The organism is Mesorhizobium sp. M2A.F.Ca.ET.043.05.1.1, assembly GCF_003952445.1.
Lineage (GTDB): Bacteria > Pseudomonadota > Alphaproteobacteria > Rhizobiales > Rhizobiaceae > Mesorhizobium.
Map to the genome: position 1 here is coordinate 1,112,992 of NZ_CP034446.1, position 24,988 is coordinate 1,137,979.

General features: G+C 64.0%; 22 protein-coding genes. 17 read left to right on the forward strand and 5 right to left on the reverse strand.

The features are described from left to right. Positions 1-48: 48 nt before the first annotated feature. The 3 genes from EJ069_RS05250 to erpA form a co-directional block, all read right to left on the reverse strand. Positions 49-342: a hypothetical protein gene (locus tag EJ069_RS05250; protein ID WP_126060392.1), complete on the reverse strand. Its 294-nt coding sequence runs from the start codon at positions 340-342 to the stop codon at positions 49-51. 65 nt (positions 343-407) lie between these two features. Beyond that, entirely contained in the window at positions 408-1,202 is a 795-nt protein-coding gene (xth, locus tag EJ069_RS05255; protein WP_126060393.1) for an exodeoxyribonuclease III, read from the reverse strand. A gap of 161 nt (positions 1,203-1,363) precedes the next feature. Then, complete coding sequence (gene erpA, locus EJ069_RS05260; protein WP_126060394.1) at positions 1,364-1,711, reverse strand: iron-sulfur cluster insertion protein ErpA; 348 nt, start codon at positions 1,709-1,711, stop codon at positions 1,364-1,366. Positions 1,712-1,781: 70 nt separating this feature from the next. On the opposite strand from erpA, the gene EJ069_RS05265 reads away from it, so the two are divergent. The 13 genes from EJ069_RS05265 to EJ069_RS05325 all read left to right on the forward strand — a co-directional run bounded on the left by EJ069_RS05265 (position 1,782) and on the right by EJ069_RS05325 (position 17,860). Beyond that, the gene (locus tag EJ069_RS05265) at positions 1,782-3,011 is read left to right on the forward strand and encodes a deoxyguanosinetriphosphate triphosphohydrolase (RefSeq protein ID WP_126060395.1); all 1,230 of its coding nucleotides are present in this window, start codon (positions 1,782-1,784) and stop codon (positions 3,009-3,011) included. Positions 3,012-3,071: 60 nt separating this feature from the next. After that, on the forward strand, positions 3,072-4,829 hold the full coding sequence (argS, locus tag EJ069_RS05270; RefSeq protein WP_126060396.1) for an arginine--tRNA ligase: 1,758 nt from the start codon (positions 3,072-3,074) through the stop codon (positions 4,827-4,829). Between the two features lie 103 nt (positions 4,830-4,932). Then, entirely contained in the window at positions 4,933-8,415 is a 3,483-nt protein-coding gene (locus tag EJ069_RS05275) for an SPOR domain-containing protein (RefSeq protein WP_126060397.1), read from the forward strand. A gap of 134 nt (positions 8,416-8,549) precedes the next feature. Next, positions 8,550-9,569 (forward strand): beta-N-acetylhexosaminidase, encoded by a 1,020-nt coding sequence (gene nagZ, locus EJ069_RS05280; RefSeq protein WP_126060398.1) that lies wholly within the window; start codon positions 8,550-8,552, stop codon positions 9,567-9,569. Between the two features lie 63 nt (positions 9,570-9,632). After that, a complete protein-coding gene (locus EJ069_RS05285) occupies positions 9,633-10,433 on the forward strand; it encodes a ScpA family protein (protein ID WP_126064632.1) in 801 nt (266 codons plus the stop codon). After that, positions 10,430-11,185: an SMC-Scp complex subunit ScpB gene (gene scpB, locus EJ069_RS05290; protein ID WP_126060399.1), complete on the forward strand. Its 756-nt coding sequence runs from the start codon at positions 10,430-10,432 to the stop codon at positions 11,183-11,185. Before EJ069_RS05285 ends, scpB begins: the two co-directional genes overlap by 4 nt. A gap of 283 nt (positions 11,186-11,468) precedes the next feature. Further along, positions 11,469-11,687: a twin-arginine translocase TatA/TatE family subunit gene (locus EJ069_RS05295; RefSeq protein ID WP_095815328.1), complete on the forward strand. Its 219-nt coding sequence runs from the start codon at positions 11,469-11,471 to the stop codon at positions 11,685-11,687. 82 nt (positions 11,688-11,769) lie between these two features. Beyond that, positions 11,770-12,495 carry a Sec-independent protein translocase protein TatB gene (gene tatB, locus EJ069_RS05300; RefSeq protein WP_126060400.1) on the forward strand — a complete coding sequence of 242 codons (726 nt, stop codon included), beginning with the start codon at positions 11,770-11,772 and terminating at the stop codon, positions 12,493-12,495. Then, positions 12,492-13,349, forward strand: coding sequence for a twin-arginine translocase subunit TatC (tatC, locus tag EJ069_RS05305; protein WP_126060401.1), 858 nt, complete (start codon positions 12,492-12,494; stop codon positions 13,347-13,349). The genes tatB and tatC overlap by 4 nt, the downstream gene beginning before the upstream one ends. 103 nt (positions 13,350-13,452) lie before the next feature. After that, positions 13,453-14,757 (forward strand): serine--tRNA ligase, encoded by a 1,305-nt coding sequence (gene serS, locus EJ069_RS05310; protein WP_126060402.1) that lies wholly within the window; start codon positions 13,453-13,455, stop codon positions 14,755-14,757. A 4-nt stretch (positions 14,758-14,761) separates the two neighbouring features. After that, on the forward strand, positions 14,762-15,520 hold the full coding sequence (gene surE, locus EJ069_RS05315) for a 5'/3'-nucleotidase SurE (protein WP_126060403.1): 759 nt from the start codon (positions 14,762-14,764) through the stop codon (positions 15,518-15,520). Between the two features lie 30 nt (positions 15,521-15,550). Further along, the gene (locus EJ069_RS05320; RefSeq protein ID WP_126060404.1) at positions 15,551-16,204 is read left to right on the forward strand and encodes a protein-L-isoaspartate(D-aspartate) O-methyltransferase; all 654 of its coding nucleotides are present in this window, start codon (positions 15,551-15,553) and stop codon (positions 16,202-16,204) included. A 138-nt stretch (positions 16,205-16,342) separates the two neighbouring features. Further along, the gene (locus EJ069_RS05325; RefSeq protein ID WP_126060405.1) at positions 16,343-17,860 is read left to right on the forward strand and encodes a peptidoglycan DD-metalloendopeptidase family protein; all 1,518 of its coding nucleotides are present in this window, start codon (positions 16,343-16,345) and stop codon (positions 17,858-17,860) included. Positions 17,861-17,959: 99 nt separating this feature from the next. Here EJ069_RS05325 and EJ069_RS05330 read toward each other — a convergent pair whose 3' ends face one another. Next, positions 17,960-18,850 (reverse strand): NAD-dependent epimerase/dehydratase family protein, encoded by an 891-nt coding sequence (locus tag EJ069_RS05330; RefSeq protein ID WP_126060406.1) that lies wholly within the window; start codon positions 18,848-18,850, stop codon positions 17,960-17,962. A gap of 111 nt (positions 18,851-18,961) precedes the next feature. Between EJ069_RS05330 and EJ069_RS05335 the strand changes: the two genes are divergently transcribed. Further along, on the forward strand, positions 18,962-19,777 hold the full coding sequence (locus EJ069_RS05335) for an AraC family transcriptional regulator (protein ID WP_126060407.1): 816 nt from the start codon (positions 18,962-18,964) through the stop codon (positions 19,775-19,777). Positions 19,778-19,780: 3 nt separating this feature from the next. Here the strand turns inward: EJ069_RS05335 and EJ069_RS05340 are convergent, their stop codons facing one another. Next, on the reverse strand, positions 19,781-20,653 hold the full coding sequence (locus tag EJ069_RS05340) for an ATP-binding protein (RefSeq protein WP_126060408.1): 873 nt from the start codon (positions 20,651-20,653) through the stop codon (positions 19,781-19,783). Positions 20,654-20,919: 266 nt separating this feature from the next. Between EJ069_RS05340 and yajC the strand changes: the two genes are divergently transcribed. The 3 genes from yajC (at position 20,920) to secDF (ending at position 24,968) form a co-directional block, all read left to right on the forward strand. Then, the gene (gene yajC, locus EJ069_RS05345; protein ID WP_126060409.1) at positions 20,920-21,258 is read left to right on the forward strand and encodes a preprotein translocase subunit YajC; all 339 of its coding nucleotides are present in this window, start codon (positions 20,920-20,922) and stop codon (positions 21,256-21,258) included. A gap of 57 nt (positions 21,259-21,315) precedes the next feature. Continuing rightward, positions 21,316-22,329 carry a hypothetical protein gene (locus EJ069_RS05350; protein ID WP_126060410.1) on the forward strand — a complete coding sequence of 338 codons (1,014 nt, stop codon included), beginning with the start codon at positions 21,316-21,318 and terminating at the stop codon, positions 22,327-22,329. Positions 22,330-22,418: 89 nt separating this feature from the next. Beyond that, entirely contained in the window at positions 22,419-24,968 is a 2,550-nt protein-coding gene (secDF, locus tag EJ069_RS05355; protein WP_126060411.1) for a protein translocase subunit SecDF, read from the forward strand. Positions 24,969-24,988: the final 20 nt, after the last annotated feature.

The window sequence follows — 24,988 nt, forward strand, 5'->3', positions numbered from 1 at the left end:
GTCGCCTTCGGCGACATCTCCCCCTCAAGGGGGCAGATCAGCGGAGCCTCAGTTCTCGGTCGGCTCCGTCGGCGTTGGACCGGGCGTCGGGGTTGAGATCGATGTCGGATGCGGTTTTGGCGCGTCTCCCGGACATTCATCCTTGATCTTCGTCCAGGACGTGTTGTTGAGGACCATGTCGCAGCGGGCGAGATGGCTTTCGCCGGCAATGGTCAGGCATGCCGTCTGACCGACATTGAAGGACTTGCCGTTGGCCAAACAGGCCGGTGCAGCCAGCGAGGGCGTCGGGACGGCAAGCGCCAAGGCAAGGCCGACCGGCCTGAAAAGAAATCGGATCGCCATTCAACCCCCACAGCAACCTGCATAGAAGACGGGATTTGTGGCGATATCGGGGTCTTGGCGGCGTCTCAGGCCGGCTGCAGGCTGAGCTCGATCGCGACCGGCACGTGATCGGAGGGCTTCTCCCAGGCGCGGACGTGCTTTTCCACCGAGGCCGACGAGAAACGGTTGGCGGCTTCCGGCGACAGCAGCAGATGGTCGATGCGGATGCCGTTGTTCTTCTGCCAGGCGCCGGCTTGGTAGTCCCAGAAGGTGTAGACGCCGGCCGAGTCGGTCACCGAGCGCACCGCCTCGGTGAAGCCGAGATTCTTCAGCCGGCGGAAGGCCTGCCTCGTCTGCGGCTGGAACAGCGCATCGCCCAGCCAGTTTTCCGGGAACCTGGCATCGGCGGGTTCGGGAATGACGTTGTAGTCGCCGGCCAGCACCAGCGCTTCCTCCAGCCGCAGCCGTTCTTCCGCCCAGCGCTCCAGCCGCGCCATCCAGGCAAGCTTGTAGGAAAACTTCCGTTCATCCTCGACCGGATTGCCGTTGGGCAAATAAAGCGAGGCGACGCGCAGGGCGCCCTGGTCGGTGGAAAAGACGCCTTCGATGAAGCGGGCATGGTCGTCCGCATCATCGCCAGGCAGGCCGCGATTGACCTCGTCGAAGGGCAGCTTCGACAGGATGGCGACGCCGTTGAAGCTCTTCTGGCCGTTGGTCTCGACATTGTAGCCAAGCGCCTCGATCTCGGCGCGCGGGAACTGCTCGTCGACCGTCTTGATCTCCTGCAGGCAGACGATGTCCGGCGCGCTTTCGGTCAGCCAATGGGTGAGGTTGCCGATGCGGGCGCGAACGCCGTTGATGTTCCAGGTGACGATCTTCATGCAGGCCTCGATGCGGTTCGGACGGAAGGCGTTCGACGAAGCGGATCGTATTGCCTGCGAGGACCTTTAGAAAGGCTGTCCGGCCGCATTCCTGCCAATAAGCCGCGACAGCCATGCGCCGACGGTTCGCGCCGGTCCCAGGCTCGCGAACTTGTAGCCGGTCAGATGGAGAAGCTGGTGCCGCAGCCGCAGGAGGCGACCGCGTTCGGGTTCCTGATCTGGAAGGACTGGCCCATCAGGTCGTCGACGAAGTCGATCACCGAGCCGCCCATGTAGGCCAGCGAAAGGTCGTCGATCAGGATCGTCGCGCCATCCTTCTCGATGGCGACATCGTCGTCGTTGCGATCGCCGACGAGATCGAATTTGTAGGAAAAGCCGGAGCAGCCGCCGCCTTCCACGGAAACGCGCAGAGCCGTCTTTCCGGGTTCGCCGGAAACAATCCTGGCGATCCGCTTTGCCGCGGCGTCGGTCATTTCGACCTTCATGGCAGTCTTGGCATCCGCGCCCATCGGCGTCACCTTGCTTTCGGTTTCACATGATAGGTATGAAGCGGGCAGGCCTGAGTCAACTGGTGGGTCAATGGAAGAGCAGCGGGGCAAGGATGCCCTCGGCGACATCGGGTTCGGCTATCGGCCGCGCGCCGTCTATGCGAGCGACCCGGCGGGTTCGCGCGGGCGTCTGTTCCCGGAGGCCGAAAGCCCGACGCGCACGCCGTTCCAGCGCGACCGCGACCGCATCATCCATTCCACCGCCTTTCGCCGGCTGAAGCACAAGACGCAGGTCTTCGTCGCGCATGAGGGCGACCATTACCGGACCCGGCTGACGCATTCGATCGAGGTGGCGCAGATCGCGCGCGCCCTGGCGCGGGCGCTGCGCGGCGACGAGGATCTCGCCGAGGCCGTGGCGCTTGTCCATGATTTCGGCCACACGCCGTTCGGCCATACCGGCGAGGACGCGCTCAACGAGAAAATGGCCGCCTGGGGCGGCTTCGATCACAACGCGCAGTCGCTGCGCGTGGTCACAAGGCTCGAGCGGCGCTACGCCGAATTCGACGGGCTGAACCTCACCTGGGAAACGCTGGAGGGGCTGGTCAAGCACAATGGCCCGTTGATCGATGCGAGCGGGAAGGGACTCAAAGGTCCGGTGCCGCAGGCGATCCGCGATTATTCGGAGCTGCACGACCTCGAGCTCGACCGCTTCGCCGGCATCGAGGCGCAATGCGCCGCGATCGCCGACGATATCGCCTACAACACCCATGACATAGACGACGGCCTGCGCGCCGGCCTGCTGACGCTGGAGATGTTGGGGGAGGTCGGCTTGCCGGGCTCCATCCTGAAGGGCGTGCGTGCGAAATATCCTCGGCTGGACGATGTGCGTACCGGCCACGAGCTGATGCGCCGTCAGATCACCCTGATGGTTGAGGATGTCATCGCATCGACCACCGCCAATATCGAGCGTCTGAAACCGGACAGCGCCGATGCGGTGCGCGCCGCGGGCGAGACCCTGGTGACCTTTTCGGCAGGCATGGCCGCGGCCGAAAAGGAATTGAAGGCTTTCCTCTACAAGCATCTCTACCGGCACCCGGAAGTGATGCGGGTGCGGGCCGACGCCGAACAGATCGTGCGCGAGCTGTTCGATGTCTATTTCGCCGATCCGCGCGCCATGCCCGATGGCTGGCGCGAAGGGCTCGACCGGGCCGAGGATCGCATCAAGGCGCGCAGCGTCGCCGACTTCCTGGCCGGTATGACCGACACCTATGCCTTGAAGGAACATCGGCGTCTGTTTGACCATACGCCCGATTTGAGCTAGGGCGAGCCTCGATTTGCCGGCCGTTGGGCCGGTCGCCTCTTGAAGCCCAGAGCACTTCCAATGAATATCTTCGCCGATTTCAACGCTCGGATCGTAAACGCCGTCGAAGGCCTTGACCTGAAGGAAAAGGAGGGGGGCACGCTCGACCTGTCGCGTATCGCGGTCGAGCCGCCGCGCGACGCCAGCCATGGCGACCTCGCAACCAACGCGGCGATGGTGCTGGCGAAGCCCACTGGACAGAACCCGCGCGCGCTTGCCGAGAAACTCGCCGAAGCGCTGCGGGGCGACGCCGATATCGCCTCGGCCGAGATCGCCGGGCCTGGCTTCGTCAATCTCAGGCTCAAGGACGCGTTCTGGCACGCGCATCTGGCGGCGCTGCTTGGCGAGGGGCGCAATTATGGCCGCTCTACCATCGGCGGCGGCCGCAAGGCCAATGTCGAATATGTCTCGGCCAACCCGACCGGCCCGATGCATGTCGGCCATTGCCGCGGCGCTGTGGTCGGCGACACGCTTGCCAATCTGATGGCCTTCGCTGGCTACGACGTGACCAAGGAATATGTCATCAACGACGCCGGCTCGCAGATCGACGTGCTCGGCCGCTCGGCGTTCCTGCGCTACCGCGAGGCGCTTGGCGAAGCCATCGGCGAGATCCCGCCCGGGCTTTATCCGGGCGACTACCTGGTCCCCGTCGGCCAGGCGCTGGCCGAGGAATTCGGCCTCGGCCTGCTGGAGATGCCCGAAGACGAAGCCCTGGCGATCGTCAAGGATCGCACCGTCGACGCGATGATGGCGATGATCCGCGAGGATCTGGCGCTGCTCAACGTGCATCACCACGTGTTCTTCTCCGAGCGCACGCTGCATGCCGACAATGCCAAGAAGATCCGCGCGGCGATCGCCGACCTGACGCTCAAGGGGCATATCTACAAGGGCAAGCTGCCGCCGCCGAAGGGCGAGAAGCCGGACGATTGGGAAGACCGCGAGCAGACGCTGTTCCGGTCGACCGCGGTCGGCGACGACATGGACCGGGCGCTGGTCAAGTCCGACGGCTCGTTCACCTATTTCGCCGCCGACGTCGCCTATCTCAAGGACAAGGTCGAGCGCGGCTTCGTCGACCTGATCTATGTGCTCGGCGCCGACCATGGCGGCTATGTGAAGCGGCTCGAGGCGCTGGCGCGGGCGGTGGCCGGCGACACGGTCAAGCTCACCGTGTTGCTTTGCCAGCTCGTAAAACTGTTCCGCGACGGCGAGCCGGTCCGGATGTCGAAGCGGTCCGGCGATTTCGTCACCTTGCGCGACGTGGTGGAGGAGGTCGGCCGCGACCCGATCCGCTTCATGATGCTTTACCGCAAGAACGACGCGCCGCTCGATTTCGACTTCGCCAAGGTCACCGAGCAGTCGAAGGACAATCCGGTCTTCTACGTCCAGTACGCGTCGGCGCGCTGCCATTCCGTCTTCAGGCAGGCGAGCGAGCAGCTCGGCGAGGCGAATTTCGACCGCAACCGGCTCGCGGCTTCCGTCGCTGCGCTGGCCGACGAGGGTGAGATCGCGTTGATCCGCAAGCTGGCTGAATATCCAAGATTGATCGAGTCCGCGGCGCTTTCGCTGGAGCCGCACCGGCTCGCTTTCTACCTTTATGACCTGGCTTCAGGCTTCCATGCACAGTGGAATCGCGGCCACGACAATCAGGACTTACGTTTTGTTAAGGTTAACGACCGAGAATCAACCTATGCCAGACTAGGGCTGGTGCAGGCTGTTTCGGATGTCTTGACCTCCGGCCTGACGCTGATCGGGGCAGACGCGCCCACGGAAATGCGTTAGGTTTAACTAAAAAACCTGTCACCTTTTGCCCACATTGCGCTGGTAAGGGCCAACCCTGCGCGACGTCCATGGCGTCCGACTTTGTGCGAGTTCGGGAACAATAATGGCAGACAGAACCCCGCTGAAAGTAGCCGACCACAACGATATCGCCGACGATGATCCGTTCGCGGAACTGACCCGGATCATGGGTTTCGACCCGCGCCAGCCGGTAAGACAGCCGGCCCCCGCGGCCGAAAAGGCCATGCCGGCTCATCACGTTGCGGAGGCTGACGATTTCGACATCGACCTCGAGAAGGAGTTGATGGGCGAGTTCGATTCCGTCGAGGAAAGCGAGCCGGTCGCGCAGCAGGCTGCTATCCACCAGATCAGCCATGAGCCGGCCTTCGAGGCTGCAAGTGCTGGCGCGAATGATGACGAGCTCACCGCGTCCTTCGAGCAGGATTTCGTCTTCGACGACGCGGTGGATCACGCCGACTTCGCCGCGGTGCGCGCGCCGGAGCCGCAGCTCGCTCCAGAACCGCACTTCGCCGCGGAGCCGAAAGTCGCGCCAGAGGCGCATTTCGCATCTGAGGGTTTCGAGCCGGAGCAGCAGGCCGCCCCAGAGCCGGAAGTCGCTTTCGACGATGATTTCGACAAGGCCGTCGCCAGTTCGCTCGATATCGCGCCGGTCGAAGATGACCTTTCGATCGATCATGAAATGGCGGCCTCACTGGACCAGGATTTCCAGCTCGACCATCACGAGCCGGCCGACGCCCGTCACGATGCCGTCGAAGCCATGCAGGCCGCGAGCGAAGAGGCGTTCGACGCCGATTTCGACAGCGCGGTCCACATGTCGCTTGAAGACGAGCTGTCGCTTGAAAGCCATGAACCCGAGCAGCATGCGCGGCCCGTCGAGCCGGTCGAAGCTCATGCAGCCGCCCCGCTGATCTCCGAAGAGGATTTAGCCGGCCATTTCGACCAGACGCCGGGCGATGACATCAATCTCGGCCAAGATCAGGATTTTCAGGAGCCGGAGCTGTCGCTCGCCGACGAGCCGGCGCCGATGGTCGAGGCGGAGGCCGCCCACTTTGCCGCCGATCCGGAATCCGCCGCGCATGAACCTTCCGCCGCGCTGACCCTCGATGACGATTTCGAGCTGAGCTTCCGCGACGCGCTGAATGAAGAGCCGCAAGCTCCGGCCGTCGAGCCCGCCGCCGTATTGCAGCCGGCAGAGCCGGCTCCGGTCGTGGCTGCTCCAGTCCCACCAGTTGCCGCTGCTCCGGTCCCTCCGGTCGCAGCAGTGGAACCGGCAAAGCCGGCTGCCAGCGAGCGCAGCCTGGAGGACGAGCTCAACGCGCTGCTCGGCGCCATGACCGCACGGCCGATGCCCACGGTCAAGGACCCTGTTCCCGCGCCACGGCTGGTTGCGGAATCCGCGAGCCGCTCCGGTGGGAACACAGCGGCCGACGACCTCGACTGGGATCTCGACGAGCACCAGCCGGCGCAGGACGGGCAGGACGCTCAGCCGGTGGAGAGCGATCTGGATGACCTGCTCGCCAACGAGCTCGACCGCCAGGGTTTTGCAGCCTCGGCCAAGGCCGAGCCCTCCAGCGCCGGACCTTCGGCGGCCGAACAGGACATTGATTTCGACGACGACGCCTTCGGCGCCGCTTTCGCCAAAAGTATCGAGGCCGAGCAGGCAGCCGCCGCCAGCGCGAGGTCTCCGGCAAATTCGTCCGATTGGATGCATCCGACGCCGGTCGAGCAGACAAGGTCGTGGAGCCGTTCGACCCCGACCGCCGTTCCGCCGGTGCAAGCCTTGTCTGCGGCAAAGCCGGCCCCGGTGGCGCCGGTGCAGGTGGCAGCGCCTTCAGCGCCGCTGCAGATGACCGCGCCTGCTTACCGCAACGAGCCGGCACCGGATTATTCCGCCAATGCCAAACCGGCGCAGGCCCCGATGGCTGCGCCGCAGCCCCGCCAGCATGACGAGGTGCCGGACGTCGAGACAGTCGACGTGCCGGAGCGCGTGGTCGCGCTCGCCGACGACCTCGACATTCCGGAGCTCAGCTTCGAGGAGGATCAGCCGGCGGCGGCCGCTTATGACGATCTGGACGCGGAATTCGCGAGCTTGCTCACCGACATGAACGCGACGGAGATCGCGTCGGCGCCCGTGCAGAACCGTGGCTATGACGACGAAACCTACAGCGCCGGCTTTAACGGCTATGACCGTCGCGACCTGCGGGCCGAGGCTCCGGCGGCTCCGGCCGCTCAGGCTTCCTTCGCTGCCGCGAACGATTACGACGCCGACGATCTGCCCGGCAGCAGGCCGGTCTCACAGGCGGACGAATTCGCTACCGACGAGCTCGCTTACGATCCTGAGCTCGACGAGGCGATGGCGATCCCCGGGCTTGCCGAGCGTGAGGCGGCGCAGCCGCGCCGTCGCGGCATGATGATCGCGGGGCTGGTCGGAGCCGTGGTGGTTCTCGGCGGCCTTGGGGCGCTGGCCTTCTCCTTCGGAGGCAAGGGCGGCAGCGAGGCTCCGGTGATCGTCAAGGCCGACAATTCGCCGATCAAGGTGAAGCCCGAAAATCCTGGTGGCGCGGTGGTGCCGAACCAGGACAACAAGGTTTATGACGCGGTCGCCAAGGGCGGCGGCGCGGCAAAGCCAGCCGAGCCGGTGCAGCAGAAGCTGGTGAACACCACCGAACAGCCCGTGGACCTAGCCACGAAGGAACCGCCGCCGAGCCGCGTGGTCGATCTTTCGCCCACCGACGACGACGCGGCGGCCGGCGCTGATGCCGCCGGCAATACAAGCTCGGCGTTGCCCGGCGTCGAACAAGCCGCTGTGCCCGAAAGCGCCCAGCCTGCCGCACCGGCAAGCGCGCAGCCGGCTGCGCCGGCGCCGAAGTCGGAAGACCGCATCGCGCAGGTGCTGCAGCAGGATGCCGCCAACACCGCCAACAACAACGATGTCGTCGCCGTCGCGCCGCGCAAGGTGAAGACCATGATGGTCAAGCCTGACGGCTCGCTGGTGCCGCGCGAGGATCCGGCTCCGGCCGCGCCGAAGGTCGCGGCGGCCGAGCCGAGCGATCCGGCGCCGCAGCATGTCGCGCCGGCCTCCGACGGCCAGCAGACGGGAACGGTGGCTTCAGATGCGGGCCAGGCCGATACGGGTCAGGCCGATGCGGCGACCGTCAAGCCGGCGAAGCCCGCGAAGAAGGCTGAAGCCAAGGCGCAGTCGAGCAACACGCCCGCGACGGTGCCGGTGGCGCCGGCGCGCCCGTCCGACCAGCCGGTCGATATCGTCGGCGAGGTCAAGCCGGACCAGGTCGCTTCCATCGATCCGGCGGCGGCAGCCGGCGGCGGCTCGTGGTCGATGCAGATCGCCTCGCAGCCGACGGTGCAAAGCGCGCAGTCGACGTATCAGGATCTGCAGCGCCGCTATGGCAGCGTGCTCTCCGGCCGCACCGCCAACATCGTCAAGGCCGAGGTCGCGGGCAAGGGCACCTTCTACCGCGTCCGCGTCCCTGCCCAGTCGCGCAACGATGCGATCAATCTTTGCACGAGCTACAAGGCGGCCGGCGGCAACTGCTTCGTGTCGCGCTGATCCGTCCCAACACACCGAAAGCCGGCGCCGCCGAAAGGCCGCGCCGGCTTTTCGTTGTGGACGGTTGTGGGCTTTGGCCAGTCCAAGGGCAGGGGTGATTCCCTTTGCTCGCTCAAAGCCTTAAGCTTCGGTCCATGAGCGAATCAAAGTCCATGATCCTCGGCTGCGCCGGGAAATCCCTCACCGAAGACGAAATCCGCTTCTATCGGGACGAACGTCCCTGGGGCTTCATCCTGTTTGCGCGCAACATCGGCGAGGCCGGGCAGATCCGCGACCTGGTCGCCGCGATGCGCGACTGCGTCGGCCGTCCGGAGGCTCCCGTCTTCATCGACCAGGAAGGCGGCAGGGTGCAGCGCCTGCGTCCGCCGCTGGCGCCGAACTATCCGGCCGGAGGCGCGCTCGGCGCGCTGTGGCGCGAGGACAAGGAAGCCGGCCGCCGCGCCGCCTGGCTGCTGGCACGGCTGCACGCCTTCGATCTTTCCCGCCTTGGCATCACCGCCGACTGCCTGCCGGTGCTCGACGTACCGGTCGAAGGCGCCAGCGACGTCATCGGAGCGCGCGCCTATGGCAAGGAGCCCAATGCCGTGATCGAGCTTGGCCGGGCCTCGGCCGAGGGCTTGATGTCGGGCGGCGTGCTGCCGGTGATGAAGCATATTCCCGGCCATGGCCGCGCCTTTGCCGACACGCATTTCGCGCTGCCGACCGTCGATACGCCGCTCGAGGAGCTCAGGCGGCATGATTTTGCCCCGTTCAAGGCGTTGAACGCGCTGCCGATGGCGATGACGGCGCATGTCGTCTACAGCGCCATCGACCCCGACAATCCTGCGACGACGTCCGCCAAGGTGGTCGATCAGGTGATCCGCGGCGAGATCGGCTTCGACGGGCTGTTGATGAGCGACGATACCTCGATGAAGGCACTTTCTGGGGATTTCCCGACAAAGGCGGCCTCGATCCTTGCGGCCGGCTGCGATCTCGTCCTTCACTGCAACGGCGTTTTCGAGGAGATGTCGGGGATCGCGTCGCGCACGACGGCGCTGTCGGGCAAGTCCTTGCAGCGCGCGGAGCGGGCGCTGACCTATATAAAGGATCGCGACGTCGCCGACGAAACGGCGATACGCGCGGAATTCGCCACCTATTTCGAAGCGGTGGCCTGAACCGGAAGGGACGAAAGGCAAGTGGCGGAGACATTGGAAGGCAAGGCCGCGAAGGCCGCACCGATGGACCGTCTGTGGGCCGAGAACGACGATTCACGCCTGACCGGCGACCCCTCGCTGGTGGTCGACGTGGCCGGTTTCGAAGGTCCGCTCGATCTTCTCTTGCACCTTGCCCGCAACCAGAAGGTCGATCTGGCGCGCATTTCGATCCTGGCTTTGGCCGAGCAGTATCTGGCCTTCATCGAGAAGGTGCGGGCGCTGAGGCTCGAGCTTGCCGCCGACTATCTGGTGATGGCAGCCTGGCTCGCCTTCCTGAAATCGAAGCTGTTGATCCCCAAACAGCCGGGCGAGGAGGGCGAAAGCGGCGAGGAACTCGCGGCGGTGCTGCAATTCCGGCTGAAGCGGCTGGAAGCCATGCGCGATGCCTCGGCGCGGCTGGTCAACCGCAATCGCCTCGGCCGCGACGTCTTCGCGCGCGGCATGCCGGAAATGGTCATCATCGAGAAGCGCAACAGCTTTTCGGCCTCGCTCTACGATCTGCTCACCGCCTACGCGCAGCAGCGCCAGCGGCAGGCGATCAACAATGTGACGATCGCCCGGCGCGCCGTGTGGTCGCTGAAGGATGCGCGCGAGGTGCTGGCGCGGCTGGTCGGCTCGGTCGGCGACTGGACGGCGCTGGACAGCTTCCTGATCGAATATCTGGCGGCGCCGGAAGAGAAGCGCACGGCGATGGCCAGTTCCTTCGCGGCGACCCTCGAAATGGTGCGCGAGGGCAAGTTGGAAGTGCGGCAGGATCAGGTGTTCGCGCCAATCTATCTGCGCGGCCGCGCGCAAAGGGTGAAGGCAGTCGAGGTGGTATCATGAGCGAACGCGCCAACGCTTCGGTGATCCCGTTCAAGGTCGAGGACGAACCGGAAGACGAAATGGCCGAGCAGGGTTCCATCGAAAACCCCGCCGAGCGGCTGCAATTGTCGGAAGCCGTACGGATGGCCGAGGCGATCCTTTTCGCCAGCGCCGAGCCGGTCAGCGAAAAGCAGCTTGCCGCGCGCCTGCCTGAAGGCGTCAACATTGCCGCCGCGATGGCGGATCTGCAGCAGATCTATGCCAAACGCGGCGTCAATCTGGTGCGGGTCGGCGATGCCTGGGCCTTCCGCACCGCAGGCGACCTCGCTTTTCTGATGAGCCGTGACTCCGTCCAGCAGAGAAAGCTGTCGCGCGCGGCGCTCGAAGTGCTGGCGATCATCGCCTATCACCAACCCGTCACGCGCGCTGAAATCGAGGACATCAGAGGCGTCGAAACGTCGAAGGGCACGCTCGACACGCTGCTCGAAACGGAGTGGGTCAGGATGCGCGGCCGCCGCCGCACGCCGGGACGGCCGGTGACCTATGGCACCACCGACGCCTTCCTCGACCATTTCGCGCTGGAGGAGATCCGCGATCTGCCCGGCATGGAAGAGCTGAAGGGCGCCGGCCTGCTCTCGACGCGCATGCCTTCGAATTTCTCGATGCCGGTGCCGCCGGCCGATCCGGACGCGCTGACCGAGGACGAGGATGAGCTGACCGATATCGATCTCGAGGAGCTCGGGCTGCTGACGCCGCGCGTCACGGAAGAGTGAGCTAAAGCGCGTCGCGATCTTTCAGATTCGCTCCATGCGCTTTAGTTTTTGATTTTACGCATGTCTTTATCCCGAAACCGGTTCCAACTTTCGGGAGACATGCTTTAGGGAACCGGCAAGATTGGTCTATTAGCAAGGCCTGCGCGGATTCGTAGCAAGGCGCTCACGCCGAAAGTGCGTGACATCCGCTAGCCATTTTATCAACTTCATTGCGGTTGTGTTTGAATCCCCGAGCGAAAACGCATAGATCATCGCCGAGGGAAAACATTCGAGAGAGATCGTTATGGGTTCGTTTTCGATTTGGCACTGGATGATCGTGCTGGTGATCGTGCTGCTGGTGTTCGGCCGCGGCAAGATCCCGGAACTGATGGGCGACATGGCCAAGGGTATCAAGAGCTTCAAGAAGGGCATGGCCGACGACGACGTTGACGACAAGCGTACCGTCGAGCACCGCGCCGACGAGACCGTTTCGCCGGGCAAGGAAAAGGTCAGCAAGAGCTGATCCGATTGTTGGTTTGAGCATGCCGTTGTCCCAAAACCGCTTCGCATGTGCGGGCGGCATGCTCTTGTCGGAATAGATTGCCATGTTCGAAGTCGGTTGGAGCGAACTGCTGGTGATCGCGGTCGTCATGATCGTGGTCGTCGGGCCCAAGGATTTGCCCAACATGCTGCGCACCTTCGGCCGCACCGCGGCTAAACTGCGCGCCATGGCCGGTGACTTCCAGAAGCAGTTCAACGAGGCGCTGAAGGAAGCCGAGCTCGACGACGTCAAGAGTTCGATCGACAGTCTCCGCAGCCTCAATCCGATGAATGAGGTGCGCAAGCAGCTCAATCCGTTCGAGCAGGCCGCGGCCGATGTGCGGGCCGGCGTCGACACGATGATGAAGCCAAAGCCCGCCGCCGATCCTGCCGCGCCGGCGGCAGACACGCCGCAGCCCGCCGAGCCGCTCAAGAATGGCGCCACGGACATGCCCGGCGGCGCGACTGAGCCTGCCCCGGCCGCCCCGATCTTCCCGGCCATGACCGACGCCTCCGTCACCGCTCCGGTTTCGGATGCGCCTGTGGCGGCCAAGCCGGTGAAAAAAGCTGCAACTGCGAAGACCAAGACGGCCAGCGCAGCGGCGAAAACGGTGGTGCCACCGAAGCCATCTGCGGCAAAGACACCGGCCAAGGCCGCGCCGGCTGTGGCCAAAGCCGCAGCGTCCAGTGGGAAAGCCGTGCCCAAGGCTGAGGCAAAGCCTGCCGCGGCCAGGAAGCCCGCCTCCAAGAAGACGGCTGACACCAAGAAGACGGCGGGAGCCGCCAAGTGAGCGTATCGGACAAGGAGCGGGAAGAAATCGAGAAATCGTCGGCGCCGCTGATCGAGCATCTCATCGAGTTGCGCCGCCGCCTGATCTGGTCGCTGGGCGGCTTCTTCGTCGCCTTTCTCGTCTGCTTCTTCTTTGCCAAGCGCCTGTTCAACCTGTTGGTCATCCCGTTCAAATGGGCGACGCAATGGGCCGGCCTCGACCCGCACAAGGTTGAGCTGATCTATACCGCGCCGCAGGAGTTCTTCTTCACCCAGGTGAAGCTCGCCATGTTCGGCGGCATGGTGATCGCCTTCCCGCTGATCGCCACGCAGATCTACAAGTTCATCGCGCCGGGCCTCTACAAGAACGAGCGCAGCGCCTTCCTGCCGTTCCTGATCGCGTCACCCATCCTGTTCCTGATGGGCGCCTCGCTGGTCTATTTCTTCTTCACCCCGATGGTGATGTGGTTCTTCCTGGCCATGCAGCAGGTCGGCACCAACGACCAGGTGCAGATTTCGCTGCTGCCGAAGGTTTCGGAATATCTCAGCCTGATCATGACGCTGATCTTCTCCTTTGGCCTGGTGTTCCAGCTGCCGGTGGTGACCAGCCTTCTGACGCGCGTCGGGCTGTTGTCGTCGCAGGCGCTGGCCGAGAAGCGCAAATGGGCGATCGTGCTTTCCTTCGTGGTCGCCGCGGTGCTGACGCCGCCCGATCCGATGAGCCAGTGCGGCCTCGCCATCCCGACCATCATCCTCTACGAGGTCGCCATCTGGTCATCGCGCATGATCGAGCGCGCCCAGGCACGCGACCGCCTGGCGCGCGAGCAGGCGGAGAACTCGGTCGCTAGCAACACGCCGGACGCCTCGTCCAGCTAAACGGGTTCCCAGCCGGGAAAATCGAGGCGGCGCGCCTACCCGCCGTCTTGCATCGATAGCCGATGCGGTTTACCCCCTCGGTCCTTACTTTTGAGGATCGACCATGCTTGATATCAAATGGATTCGCGAAAACCCGAAGGCCCTTGTCGAGGCGCTGGTGAAGCGCTCGTGGTCGGCTGACGAGGCGCAGTCCACGGTCGACGACCTGATTGCGAAGGACGAGGCCCGGCGCTCGCATCTCAGCGAATTGCAGGTCAAGCAGGAGCGCCGCAATGCCGCCTCGAAGGAGATCGGTAACGCCATGCGTTCGGGCGATTCAGCACTTGCCGAGAAGCTCAAGGGCGAAGTCAGCGACATCAAGGCGTTCATCCAGAACGGCGAGGCGCGCGAGCGCGAGCTCGACAAAGCGCTGAACGACGCGCTGGCGGTTCTGCCCAACGTGCCGCTGGAGGACGTGCCGGTCGGCAAGGACGAGCACGACAATGTCGTCAAGCGCATCGTCGGCGAGGTGCCGACGCGGCCGAACTGGGTGAAGGAGCATTTCGAGATCGGCGAAGCGCTCGGCATGATGGATTTCGAGCGGGCGGCGAAATTGTCCGGCGCGCGCTTCACCGTGCTGAAGAGCCAGCTGGCGCGCATGGAGCGCGCGCTCGGCCAGTTCATGCTCGACCTGCACACGACCGAGCATGGATATGAAGAGGTCATTCCGCCGCTGATGGTGCGCGACGAGGTGCTTTTCGGCACCAACCAGCTGCCGAAATTCGAGGAAGACCTGTTCTTCACGCCGCATGGCGACGGTCGGCTTGGCCTGATCCCCACAGCGGAAGTGCCGCTCACCAACCTCGTGCGCGAGGAGATCACCGCGCATGAAAAGCTGCCTCTGCGCTATACGGCGCTGACGCCGTGCTTCCGCTCGGAAGCGGGCTCGGCCGGCCGCGACACGCGCGGCATGCTGCGCCAGCATCAGTTCTACAAGGTCGAGCTGGTCTCGATCACCGACCAGGAAAGCTCGATCGCCGAGCATGAGCGTATGACGCAATGCGCCGAGGAGGTGCTGAAGCGGCTCGGCCTGCCGTTTCGCACGGTGACCCTCTGCACCGGCGACATGGGTTTCGGCGCGCGCAAGACCTACGACATCGAGGTCTGGCTGCCGGGGCAGAACGCCTATCGCGAAATCTCGTCCTGCTCGGTCTGCGGCGACTTCCAGGCACGGCGCATGGATGCCCGCTACAAGGACAAGGACGGCAAGGGCAACCGCTTCGTCCACACGCTCAATGGTTCGGGCACCGCTGTCGGCCGCGCTCTCATAGCTGTCATCGAAAACTACCAGAATGAGGATGGCAGCGTAACCATTCCTGAAGTGCTGCGGCCTTACATGGGTGGTCTTGCCAAGATCGAAACGAAGTGACTTGATGCGCATTCTCCTGACCAACGATGACGGCATCCATGCCGAAGGGCTGGCGTCGCTTGAACGCATCGCCCGCACGCTGTCGGACGACGTGTGGGTGGTCGCGCCGGAGCAGGATCAGTCCGGCTATGCGCATTCGCTGTCGATCTCGGAGCCGCTCCGGCTGCGCAAGATCGGCGAGAAACATTACGCGGTGCGCGGCACGCCGACCGACTGCGTCATCATGGGTACGAAGAAAATCCTGCCCGGACCGCCGGACCTGATCCTGTCCGGCGTCAATTCCGGCGCCAACATTGCCGACGACGTGACCTATTCCGGCACCGTTGCAGGCGCCATGGAAGGCGCGCTGCTCGGCGTGCGCTCGATCGCGGTCAGCCAGGCCTATTCTTATGTCGGCGAGGATCGTGTGGTTCCTTATGAGACGACAGAGGCTCTGGCGCCGGCGCTGCTGAAGCGGCTGGTGGAAACGCCGCTGCCGGATGGCGTGCTGCTCAACGTCAATTTTCCGAACTGCGCGCCAGACGAAGTCGAAGGCACCGTCGTCACCTCGCAGGGCAAGCTGGTGCACAGCCTTTGGGTCGACGAACGGCGCGACGGACGCGGCCTGCCTTATTACTGGCTACGCTTCGGCCGCGAGCCGGTCGAAGGCAAGAAGGGCACGGACCTTTACGCGCTGCGCAACCGGCTGGTGTCGGTGACGCCGCTTCAGCTCGACCTCACCGCCCATGAGCTCCGCGACCAACTGACCAAGGCGCTGTCATGAACATGGCATTGGCATGAACATGGTTTTTGCATGAATACCGGCATCGACGACCGCGAGGGTTTCGCCGCTTTCCTGCTCAGGCTGCGGGGCAGGGGCACGGCGCCGAAGGCGCTGGTCGCGGCCTTCGAGGCGACGCCGCGGCGCGGCTTCCTGTCGGCCCAGTTTCATTCGATCGCCTGGTCGGACGGCATGCTGCCGATCGAATGCGGCGAGGCGATCGAGGGCGCCGATCTGCAGGCCGCGGTGATCGCGGCACTGCACATCGAGCCGGGCAACCGCGTGCTCGAGATCGGCACCGGCTCGGGCTACACGGCAGCGGTCATGTCGCGGCTTGCCGCGCGCGTCATCACCATCGACCGCTACAAGACGCTCACCGAGCAGGCAAAGCAGCGCTTCGACGCGCTTGCCATCAGCAACATCATCGTCCGCCAGGCCGACGGTTCCAACGGCCTGCCCAATGAAGGGCCGTTCGACCGCATCGTCGCCTGGGCGGCCTTCGACAGCCTGCCGCGCTTCCTGCTCGACCAATTATCGAGCGGCGGCATCGTCATCGCGCCGATCGGCCCGGAGGAGGGCGAGCAGGTGCTGGCCAAGCTCACCAAGGTCGGCAGCCGCTTCGAGCGGGAGGACATCGGCATGGTCAGGCTGCAGCCGATCTTGCGCAGCGTCGCGGCGGTGATTTAGCGGGCTTTGGAGCTTCCGCCAAAATTTCCTCCAATGTTTTAAGAAAATTTTCGTCGGATTCTAAGGGGTTAACCCGGCAGTAACATTAACGCGCTTTAATCAGGGCCAGTTTGTACCGGGTCTGTGCGGGTTAGTGCGATGCAATTCAATCACTTGAAAGCAAACAGACGCAATCTGGCGCGCGGTTGCGCTGTCCTGATGATTGCCGGCGCGGCGGCCGGGTGCAGTTCCCAGTCGATGCGCTTCAACGGTGTCGATGATGTCTTCACATCCTCCACCAACAATCAGCGCGCCATCATCAACAAGCAGAATGTCGACCAGCCCTATCCGGGCGACACGGTCGCGCCTGCGCCGGTCGATGGCACGCACACCCAGTCGGTGAGCCGCTCCAGCCTCGAGCCGGTCACGACCCAGCAATTGCCGCCGCCCTCGGCGCCGGCTACGGCAAAGCCGATGCGTACCGCTTCGGCTCCCGCCCCGGCTCCGGCGCTTGCGCCGGCACCGCATCTCGACAGGACGGCCACCGGCACAGTCACGCCGGCAAAACCGTTCAAGACCGCCGAGCCTGACGCGGTCCGTAACGCAAGTGCTACGCCGCATGCGACCGAGATCGTTGTCCGGGACGGCGAGACGCTTTCGGGCCTGGCCGCGCACTACCACGTGCCGGCCGATGCTATCGCCAAGGTCAACGGGATCGATCCGAAGAAGGGCATCCGGTCCGGCCAGAAGATCGTCATCCCCGCTTATGCCTATTCGAGCAAGGCGGAGCCGAAGGTTGCCGAAGGCAAGCCGGCGAACACGCCGAAGCAGCCCGCGCCGGAAAAGGTCGCGGTGCTGCCGCAGCAGCCGAAGGTCAAGGACGGCAAGGCGGCCGCTCAGGTCGATGCGTCGGCTGCGGCCACGGGCTCCAAGAACCCCAAGCCCGCGCCGCAGGTTGCCGAGGCCAAGCCCGCCGGCGCCGGAGGCACCTATACTGTCCAGCAGGGCGACTCGCTGTCGTCGATCGCCAGGAAGACCGGTGTCAGCGTCACGACGCTGAAGCAGGCCAACGGCATGCAGGACGGCTTGCTCAAGATCGGACAGACGCTCAAGGTTCCGGCTGGCGGCACGGTCGTGGCGGCTGCCAAGCCGGCGGCCACCACCGCCAAGCCCGCGGTCGATCCGGTGACGACGGCGACGACGCCGCCGCCGGCGAAGACCACCGAGACGCTCGCCTCCTACACGCCGCCTAAGAAGGATGCCAAGGTCATCCAGCAGGCCGAGGACGACAATGCCGAGGCGCCCGACGCGACCGGCATCGGCAAGATGCGCTGGCCGGTGCGCGGCCGCGTGATCTCCAGCTTCGGCTCCGGCAAGGACGGCGTCGACATCGCGGTGCCGGAAGGAACGCCGATCAAGGCGGCCGAGAACGGCGTTGTCATCTATGCCGGCGACGGTCTCAAGGAGTTCGGCAACACCGTGCTGGTGCGGCATGAGAACGGCCTGGTCACCGTCTACGGCCATGCAAGCTCGATCGAGGTGCAGCGCGGCCAGAAGGTCAAGCGCGGCCAGGAGATCGCGCTGTCCGGCATGAGCGGCACCACCGACTCGCCCAAGCTGCACTTCGAAGTGCGCAAGAACTCGGCGCCGGTCGATCCGTCCGGCTATCTCGAATAGAACAAGAACAATTGCGGGCCGCCTGACCTCCAGTCCGGCCCGCCGTCTTCAGCCCGTTCCGCAAGGAGCGGGCTTTTTCAGTTGCGCGGGATCCAGGGCTCAAAGGTGATCACGGAGCGTGTCGGCGATCATTTCCTCGAGGCTGCTGGCCTCTACGCCCAGAAGCGTCTCCGCGTCGGAGGAATCGAGCAGCAGGGGACTTTCGAAGAGATACCTCATCTCGATCAGCTCCTGCATGCCCAGCGCTTCCATCTCGGGGATGGAGTAGGAGTGCGTCTCGGCAATATCCCGGCCGAGCATCGCCGCGGTTTTGTGGATGAGCTCGTTGGGCGAGGCGTGTTGGGAGGGGACATGAAACGCCCTTCCCCATTCGCCCGTGTAGCGGGAGGCTGCGACGAGCGTCCTGGCGACGTCCTTGGTGAAGCTCCAGGCATGGGTGGCGTCGAGGTCGCCAATGAAGGCGACCGGCTTGTCCTCGATGATGGACGGCAGGGCGATCAGCGAGAAGTAGCTGATCGCGCCGTGCCCAAGATAGTCGCTGGAACGTATCTCGATCGCCGGCACGCTGGCACGGGCCGCCCGCTGCCACATGATCGTCCTGGCGGTTCCCTTCTTCGAATTCGGATCCAGCGGCATGTCGGAGCGCAGCGGGCTTTCGCCATTCGTGCCGTAACCGTAGAGATTTCCGAGCACGATGAGCTTGGCGCCGACTGCTTCGGCCGCGCGCACGGTGCCGTCGATTATGGGGAAAAAGTCGGTTGGCCAGCGATGATAAGTGGCCATGGCGCACATGAATACGGCATCGGCACCCCGGCAGACACGCGACAGCGCCGAGGCGTCCGTGGCATCGGCCTGGATCGACCGCACGTTCCGCAACGCGTTCGAACCGACGCTTCGGCTGGTCAGGATGACATCATGGCCTTCCTCGCCAAGAAGGCGAGCCGTCTCGCGTCCGACCGGGCCCGCGCCGACAACAACATATGAACTCATGGCAACCTCTCTTCCATGTTTGAAGGAGAGGCGGGAGTACCCGTTCGCGGCGTTGAAAATCGCGCGGGAATTGCCAAATCTTGAACAGGTTTCGCCATGAATCGAGAGAGCATGCCTCCGCATTTCGCTCCGGCCCCGTCCGACGTCACGATGCTTTCTCGGCATGTCGGGGCAGGCGTCCATCGGCTGCCTCGGGCAACGCATCATCGCGTCATGGTGCATGCGAGCGCGGCGACGCGCTCCTATTGCGATCAGGCCGGGCGATATTTCGTCAGGCGCGCCGGCGACATTGACCTTGTGCCGGCCGGCGAGGAGGGCGGCTTCGAGGCCGAAACGCCGTTCGACACGATGGAGATCGTCTTGCCGCTGGCCTTGATGGAAAGAGTTGCCGCGGAGCTTGGCGGAAAGGGGCTGATATCGCGGCTTGACACCCGCCATCTGCTGCGTGACCAGCGCATCGAGCATCTCGCTAAAGCGCTGCAAAGCGATCTCGCCGCAGGCGCACCAAGCGGCCCTTTGTTTGCCGACAGCATCGGCGCCGCGCTTGCGGTGAGGCTGCTTGGCCTCGATGGCCCGGACGTGGGTCGAGTGAACCGGTTGTCGGACGCCCAGCTCAAGCGTGTCCTCGACCACATCGAGACCGCTCTCGACGAGCCGCTTTCGATCGATCGCCTGAGCCGGCTTGCCGGCGCGAGCAGCTCGCATCTGCGCACCTGGTTCAAGGCGGCGATGGGCGTCACCTTGCATCGTTATGTGCTGCAGCGCCGTGTGGAAAGGGCGTGCATCCTGTTGCGGCGCGGTGATCTCAGCACGAGCGAGGTCGCGGCATTGACGGGCTTTGCGCACCAGTCGCATCTGGCGCATTGGATGCGCCGTGAGATCGGCCTGACGCCGCGCGACCTGCGGCGGGCGCAGCCGCGCAAGTGACAGTCAATCCTTCAATGGCTTGCCGAGCCGGCCGGCGAGGTCCTGCGTGAACTGCCAGGCGACGCGGCCGGAACGGCTGCCGCGCGTCGTTGCCCATTCCAGCGCTTCGGCGCGCAATTGCTCGGGATCGATGGCCAGGTCGTGATAGCGGACATAGCCGTCGATCATGTCGAGATATTCGTCCTGCGAGCATTTGTGGAAGCCGAGCCACAGGCCGAAACGATCGGATAGCGAGACTTTTTCCTCAACCGCTTCCGAGGGGTTGATCGCGGTCGAGCGCTCATTGTCGATCATATCGCGCGGCAAGAGATGCCGGCGGTTGGACGTGGCGTAGAAAATGACATTGCCCGGCCGACCCTCGACGCCGCCTTCCAGCGCCGCCTTCAGCGATTTGTAAGAGGTGTCGTCATGGTCGAAGGAGAGGTCGTCGCAAAACAGGATGAAGCGGTAAGGGGCCGCCTTCAGGAGACCCATCAGCTTGGGCAGCGTGTCGATATCCTCGCGGTGGATCTCGATCAGCTTCAGCGGCCGGTCGAGCTTGTCGGAGGCGTTGACGGTGGCATGCACGGCCTTGACCAGGGACGACTTGCCCATGCCGCGCGCGCCCCAGAGCAGCACATTGTTGGCCGCGTAGCCGAACGCGAAGCGTTCGGTGTTGTCGAGCAGGATGTCGCGCACGCGGTCGACGCCGCGGATCAGGCCGATGTCGACGCGATTGACCTTGCGCACCGGCTCCAGATAGCCAGGATCGGCCTGCCAGACGAAGCAGTCCGCGATACCCAGATCGGTCTGTGGCACCGGCGGCGGGGCGAGACGGGAAACCGCCTCGATCAGGCGGTCCAGTTTCTTGTTCAAAGCATCCAGGCTGTCGGTCATTTTGGGTCTTTTTGTTGAGGTATTTCAGCGTGTGGGAGCAGCTTCCATGACATCGCTGCAAGAACCAGGTCCAAGCTTTTGTTGGAGCATGATCTTTCGGTGGCCTCGAAGCCGCTTCCGCTGCGACGCTCTAGCACGCTGCAGACGGCTGGAAAAGCAACGGATTGGGCCCGCAGCGCAGTTGCATTGGCAAGTTTACCGACTATATTCCGGCCAAATTTTCGCGGGGCGGCCGCGGCGGAATTTCACCATCCAGGAGTTTCTTGATGTTCGTTACACCGGCATACGCCCAGGGCGTCGGCGCCTCGCCAGACATGTTCATCTCGATTTTGCCGTTTGTCCTGATTTTCGTGATCATGTATTTTCTGATCATCCGGCCGCAGCGCGCGCAGCTGAAGAAGCGCCAGGAAATGCTGACGGCGGTGCGCCGCGGCGACACGGTGGTGACCGGCGGTGGCTTCGTCGGCAAGGTGACCAAGGTGATCGACGACAATGAGCTGGAGATCGATCTTGGCGGCGGAACCAAGGTGACGGCGCTGCGTTCGACGATTTCGGACGTGCGCGTCAAGGGCGAGCCGGTGGCGAACCAGAACGCCAAGAAGTAAGCGCAATCCCGGCGGCGATGGCCGCGGGCAGGGCTCCGACGAACGGCAACATAACATATGGTCCATCTTTCGCGCCTGAAGATCGTTTTGATCGGGCTTGCCCTGGTCTCGATGGTCTTCGGCGCGCCGGCTGTTTTTGCATCGGTGCCGGGCGCACATGTTCTGCTTCACCTGGACACGGATCAGGTAAGAAGCCGCCGGCTGGAAGCAATGCGGGATCAGATCAGGACGCTGCTTCGCGATGCTGAACCGAAGATCAACTATAACGGCCTTGTTGTATCCGGCCTGACGGTTCAGCTGCGCACTAACGATGCCGCGCAGGTCGAGGCCGCCAAGGTGGCGCTCAAGGCGGTGGTCGATCCCATCGCCGGCAAGGAAGGTCCGGTCCAGGAGTTTGCGCTCGACGATAGCGAACCCGGCCTGTTGAAGTTCACCATGACCGATGCCGGAGCGAAGTATCGGACCTCTGCCGCGCTCACACAGTCGATCGAAGTCATCAAAAACCGCCTGAACGAACTTGGCGTGGCCGATGCCACGGTCCAGTTGACGGATGACGGCATACTGGTTCAGGCGCCGGGCGTCGCGGATTTGCACGGGCTGGCGCAAACCCTGGCGCGGCAGGGTCGACTGCGTTTCCAGTTGGTCGATACTTCGATGCCGGTGGACGACGCGGTCAATGGCCAGCCGCCTGCCGGTTCAACCGTGCTTTACACGCCGGACGGTCCGCCAGTTCCCTATCTGATCGAAGACCGGGTGCTTGTCTCGGGCGACAGTGTGCTGGACGCGAAAGCGACCCACGACAGTTCGACAGAACAGTTTGTCGTCGCATTCCGGCTCGATTCCAAGGGTACGCAACGTTTCAAATGGGCAACCACGCGCAATATCGGCAAGCCGTTTGCGGTGATTCTGGACGATCAGGTGATTTCAGCGCCCATCATCCGGGAACCCATTGAGAATGGCACCGCACAGATATCGGGGAATTTCACGGCCCAGAGCGCCAAGGAGTTCGCCGTGTTATTGCGAACCGGTGCGCTGCCGGCGAGATTGACAATCGTCGAGGAAGCGCGATAGGGCCGGCCGTGGTCGGAACGATAACCATAGCTGACAACCTAGCCGATGGCGGAACGCTGCCGCATGTACGCCTGAACGGATAAGAACGAATGCTCTATTTCTCGCGTCTGAAGATGATCCTGATCTGGCTCGCCGTGGCCGTCACAGTGATCCTCGCCGCGCCCAATCTCTTCCCGGCAAGCATGCTGGCGCAATTGCCGAGCTGGGTGCCGAAGCGGCAGATGACGCTCGGCCTCGATCTTCAGGGCGGTTCGCACATCCTGCTCCAGATGGATCAGAACGACCTGATCAAGGATCAACTGGAGACGACGCGCGACGAGATCAGGACGCTGCTGCGCGACGCCAAGATCCAATACACCGGCCTTGGCGGAACCGGCCGGACCGTTCAGGTGCGCATCAACGATCCAAGCCAGGTCGACGCCGCCAAGACGGCGCTGAAGCCGATAACCAATCCGGTCGCGGCCGGCCTCTTTAGCGGTGGTTCCGTCCAGTCGATGACGCTCGATGATTCCGAGCCCGGGGTGCTGAAGTTCACCGTCACGGATGCCGGCATCAAGTACCGCACATCAACGGCATTGTCGCAGGCGATCGAAGTGGTGGAGCGGCGTGTCAACGCGCTCGGCACGACGGAACCGATCGTGCAGCGGCAGGGTGACGATCGCATTCTGGTTCAGGTGCCCGGACTGCAAAATCCGCAAAGGCTCAAGGACATCATCGGCCAGACCGCCAAGCTGACCTTCCAGATGGTCGATACGTCGGTGCCGGTCCAGGACGCGATGAAAAATCGACCGCCGCCCGGCGACTCCGTCCTTTACTCGCAGGACGATCCTCCCGTTCCGTATCTGGTCGAGAACCGCGTCATCGTGTCGGGCGAAGACCTGTCGAACGCGACGCCGACCTATAACTCGCAGACCAACGAGCCGGTCGTTTCGTTCACCTTCAATTCCCGCGGGGCGACGCGGTTTGGCCAGGCGACCCAGCAGAATGTCGGCAAGCCTTTTGCGATCGTGCTAGACAATCAAGTCATCTCCGCGCCGGTCATCCGTGAACCTATCCTTGGCGGCACGGGGCAGATTTCGGGCAACTTCACGGCCGAGAGCGCCAACGACCTCGCCGTACTGCTGCGCGCCGGCGCACTGCCGGCGAAGTTGACCATTATCGAAGAACGCACGGTTGGACCGGGCCTCGGCCAGGACTCCATCCATGCCGGCAAGGTGGCAGGCGTGATCGGTTCGATCCTCGTCGTCGCCTTCATGTTCGTCGCCTATGGCTTCCTCGGCTTCCTCGCCAACGTCGCTTTGGCCGTCCATGTCGCGATGATTGTTGGGGCGCTGTCGCTGCTCGGCGCCACGCTGACCTTACCGGGTATCGCCGGTATCGTGCTCACCATCGGCATGGCGGTGGATTCCAACGTTCTGATTTATGAGCGTATCCGTGAGGAGCGGCGAAACGGCCGCTCGGTGATACAGGCGATCGATACCGGCTTCTCCAAGGCTTTGGCGACGATCGTCGACTCCAACGTCACCTCGCTGATCGCCACCGTAGTGCTGTTCTGGCTGGGCACCGGTCCGGTCAAGGGCTTCGCCATCACTTATGCCATCGGTATCCTGACCACAGTCTTCACCGCTTTCACCTTCACGCGCATGCTGGTGTCGATCTGGCTGCGCCGCGCCCGTCCGAAGGAATTGCCGCGCGCCCCGGTCACCTTCATTCCGCCGGGCACCAAGATCCCGTTCATGGGCATCCGCCGCTGGACCTTTGCGCTTTCAAGCACGTTGTCCATCCTCTCGGTTGTCGGATTCCTGACCCTCGGCATCAACTACGGCATCGACTTCAGGGGCGGTTCGCTGATCGAGGTGCAATCCAAGCAGGGCGACGCGAATCTTGGCGACATCCGCGCGCGATTGTCGGACCTCAACATCGGTGAAATCCAGGTGCAGCAATTCGGTGCGCCAAACGATGTGCTGATCCGCGTCGGAACGCAGGACGCCGGCGAAAATGCCGAACAGACCGTCATCGACAAGGTGCGGGGCGAATTGCAGGACCAGTACGACTTCCGTCGCGTCGAAGTCGTGGGGCCGACGGTTTCCGGCGAGCTCGCCAAGCAAGGCACGATCGCCATGCTGATCGCATTGGCCGGTATCCTGCTCTATGTCTGGTTCCGTTTCGAATGGCAGTTCGCGGTCGGCGCCATCGTGGCGACGGTCCATGACGTGGTCATGACGATCGGCTTCTTCGTCCTGACCGGGTTGGAGTTCAACCAGTCGTCGCTGGCGGCGATCCTGACCATCGTCGGCTATTCACTGAACGACACGATCGTCGTCTATGACCGCGTCCGCGAGGATCTTCGAAAATACAAGAAGATGCCACTGCCGCAGCTGTTGAACAACGCCATCAACGAGACGCTGTCCAGAACGACGTTGACGTCGGTCACGACATCGCTGGCGCTCTTGGCGCTGGTGCTGTTCGGCGGCGAAGTGATCCGCTCCTTCACGCTGGCGATGCTGTTCGGCGTGGTGTTCGGCACCTACTCGTCGATCTTCATCGCCGCGCCGCTGCTGATCCTGTTCCGGTTGCGGCCGCAGGCCGCGACGGAAGAGGAGAAGAAGCCGGTGAACGGCAAGGCCCTGACGACCTGACGTTGCCGGATCAGGAGGAC

What these genes read in the sequence shown, in the direction of transcription:
- tatB (WP_126060400.1), top strand. Translation starts at nt 11,770, where the DNA reads ATGTTCGAAGTCGGTTGGAGCGAACTGCTGGTGATCGCGGTCGTCATG.
- EJ069_RS05330 (WP_126060406.1), bottom strand. Translation starts at nt 18,850, where the DNA reads ATGAGTTCATATGTTGTTGTCGGCGCGGGCCCGGTCGGACGCGAGACG.
- EJ069_RS05340 (WP_126060408.1), bottom strand. Translation starts at nt 20,653, where the DNA reads ATGACCGACAGCCTGGATGCTTTGAACAAGAAACTGGACCGCCTGATC.
- EJ069_RS05285 (WP_126064632.1), top strand. Translation starts at nt 9,633, where the DNA reads ATGGACCGTCTGTGGGCCGAGAACGACGATTCACGCCTGACCGGCGAC.
- surE (WP_126060403.1), top strand. Translation starts at nt 14,762, where the DNA reads ATGCGCATTCTCCTGACCAACGATGACGGCATCCATGCCGAAGGGCTG.
- scpB (WP_126060399.1), top strand. Translation starts at nt 10,430, where the DNA reads ATGAGCGAACGCGCCAACGCTTCGGTGATCCCGTTCAAGGTCGAGGAC.
- nagZ (WP_126060398.1), top strand. Translation starts at nt 8,550, where the DNA reads ATGAGCGAATCAAAGTCCATGATCCTCGGCTGCGCCGGGAAATCCCTC.
- yajC (WP_126060409.1), top strand. Translation starts at nt 20,920, where the DNA reads ATGTTCGTTACACCGGCATACGCCCAGGGCGTCGGCGCCTCGCCAGAC.
- EJ069_RS05250 (WP_126060392.1), bottom strand. Translation starts at nt 342, where the DNA reads ATGGCGATCCGATTTCTTTTCAGGCCGGTCGGCCTTGCCTTGGCGCTT.
- erpA (WP_126060394.1), bottom strand. Translation starts at nt 1,711, where the DNA reads ATGGGCGCGGATGCCAAGACTGCCATGAAGGTCGAAATGACCGACGCC.
- EJ069_RS05275 (WP_126060397.1), top strand. Translation starts at nt 4,933, where the DNA reads ATGGCAGACAGAACCCCGCTGAAAGTAGCCGACCACAACGATATCGCC.
- EJ069_RS05265 (WP_126060395.1), top strand. Translation starts at nt 1,782, where the DNA reads ATGGAAGAGCAGCGGGGCAAGGATGCCCTCGGCGACATCGGGTTCGGC.
- EJ069_RS05295 (WP_095815328.1), top strand. Translation starts at nt 11,469, where the DNA reads ATGGGTTCGTTTTCGATTTGGCACTGGATGATCGTGCTGGTGATCGTG.
- xth (WP_126060393.1), bottom strand. Translation starts at nt 1,202, where the DNA reads ATGAAGATCGTCACCTGGAACATCAACGGCGTTCGCGCCCGCATCGGC.
- argS (WP_126060396.1), top strand. Translation starts at nt 3,072, where the DNA reads ATGAATATCTTCGCCGATTTCAACGCTCGGATCGTAAACGCCGTCGAA.
- EJ069_RS05325 (WP_126060405.1), top strand. Translation starts at nt 16,343, where the DNA reads ATGCAATTCAATCACTTGAAAGCAAACAGACGCAATCTGGCGCGCGGT.
- EJ069_RS05320 (WP_126060404.1), top strand. Translation starts at nt 15,551, where the DNA reads ATGAATACCGGCATCGACGACCGCGAGGGTTTCGCCGCTTTCCTGCTC.
- secDF (WP_126060411.1), top strand. Translation starts at nt 22,419, where the DNA reads ATGCTCTATTTCTCGCGTCTGAAGATGATCCTGATCTGGCTCGCCGTG.
- serS (WP_126060402.1), top strand. Translation starts at nt 13,453, where the DNA reads ATGCTTGATATCAAATGGATTCGCGAAAACCCGAAGGCCCTTGTCGAG.
- EJ069_RS05335 (WP_126060407.1), top strand. Translation starts at nt 18,962, where the DNA reads ATGCCTCCGCATTTCGCTCCGGCCCCGTCCGACGTCACGATGCTTTCT.
- EJ069_RS05350 (WP_126060410.1), top strand. Translation starts at nt 21,316, where the DNA reads ATGGTCCATCTTTCGCGCCTGAAGATCGTTTTGATCGGGCTTGCCCTG.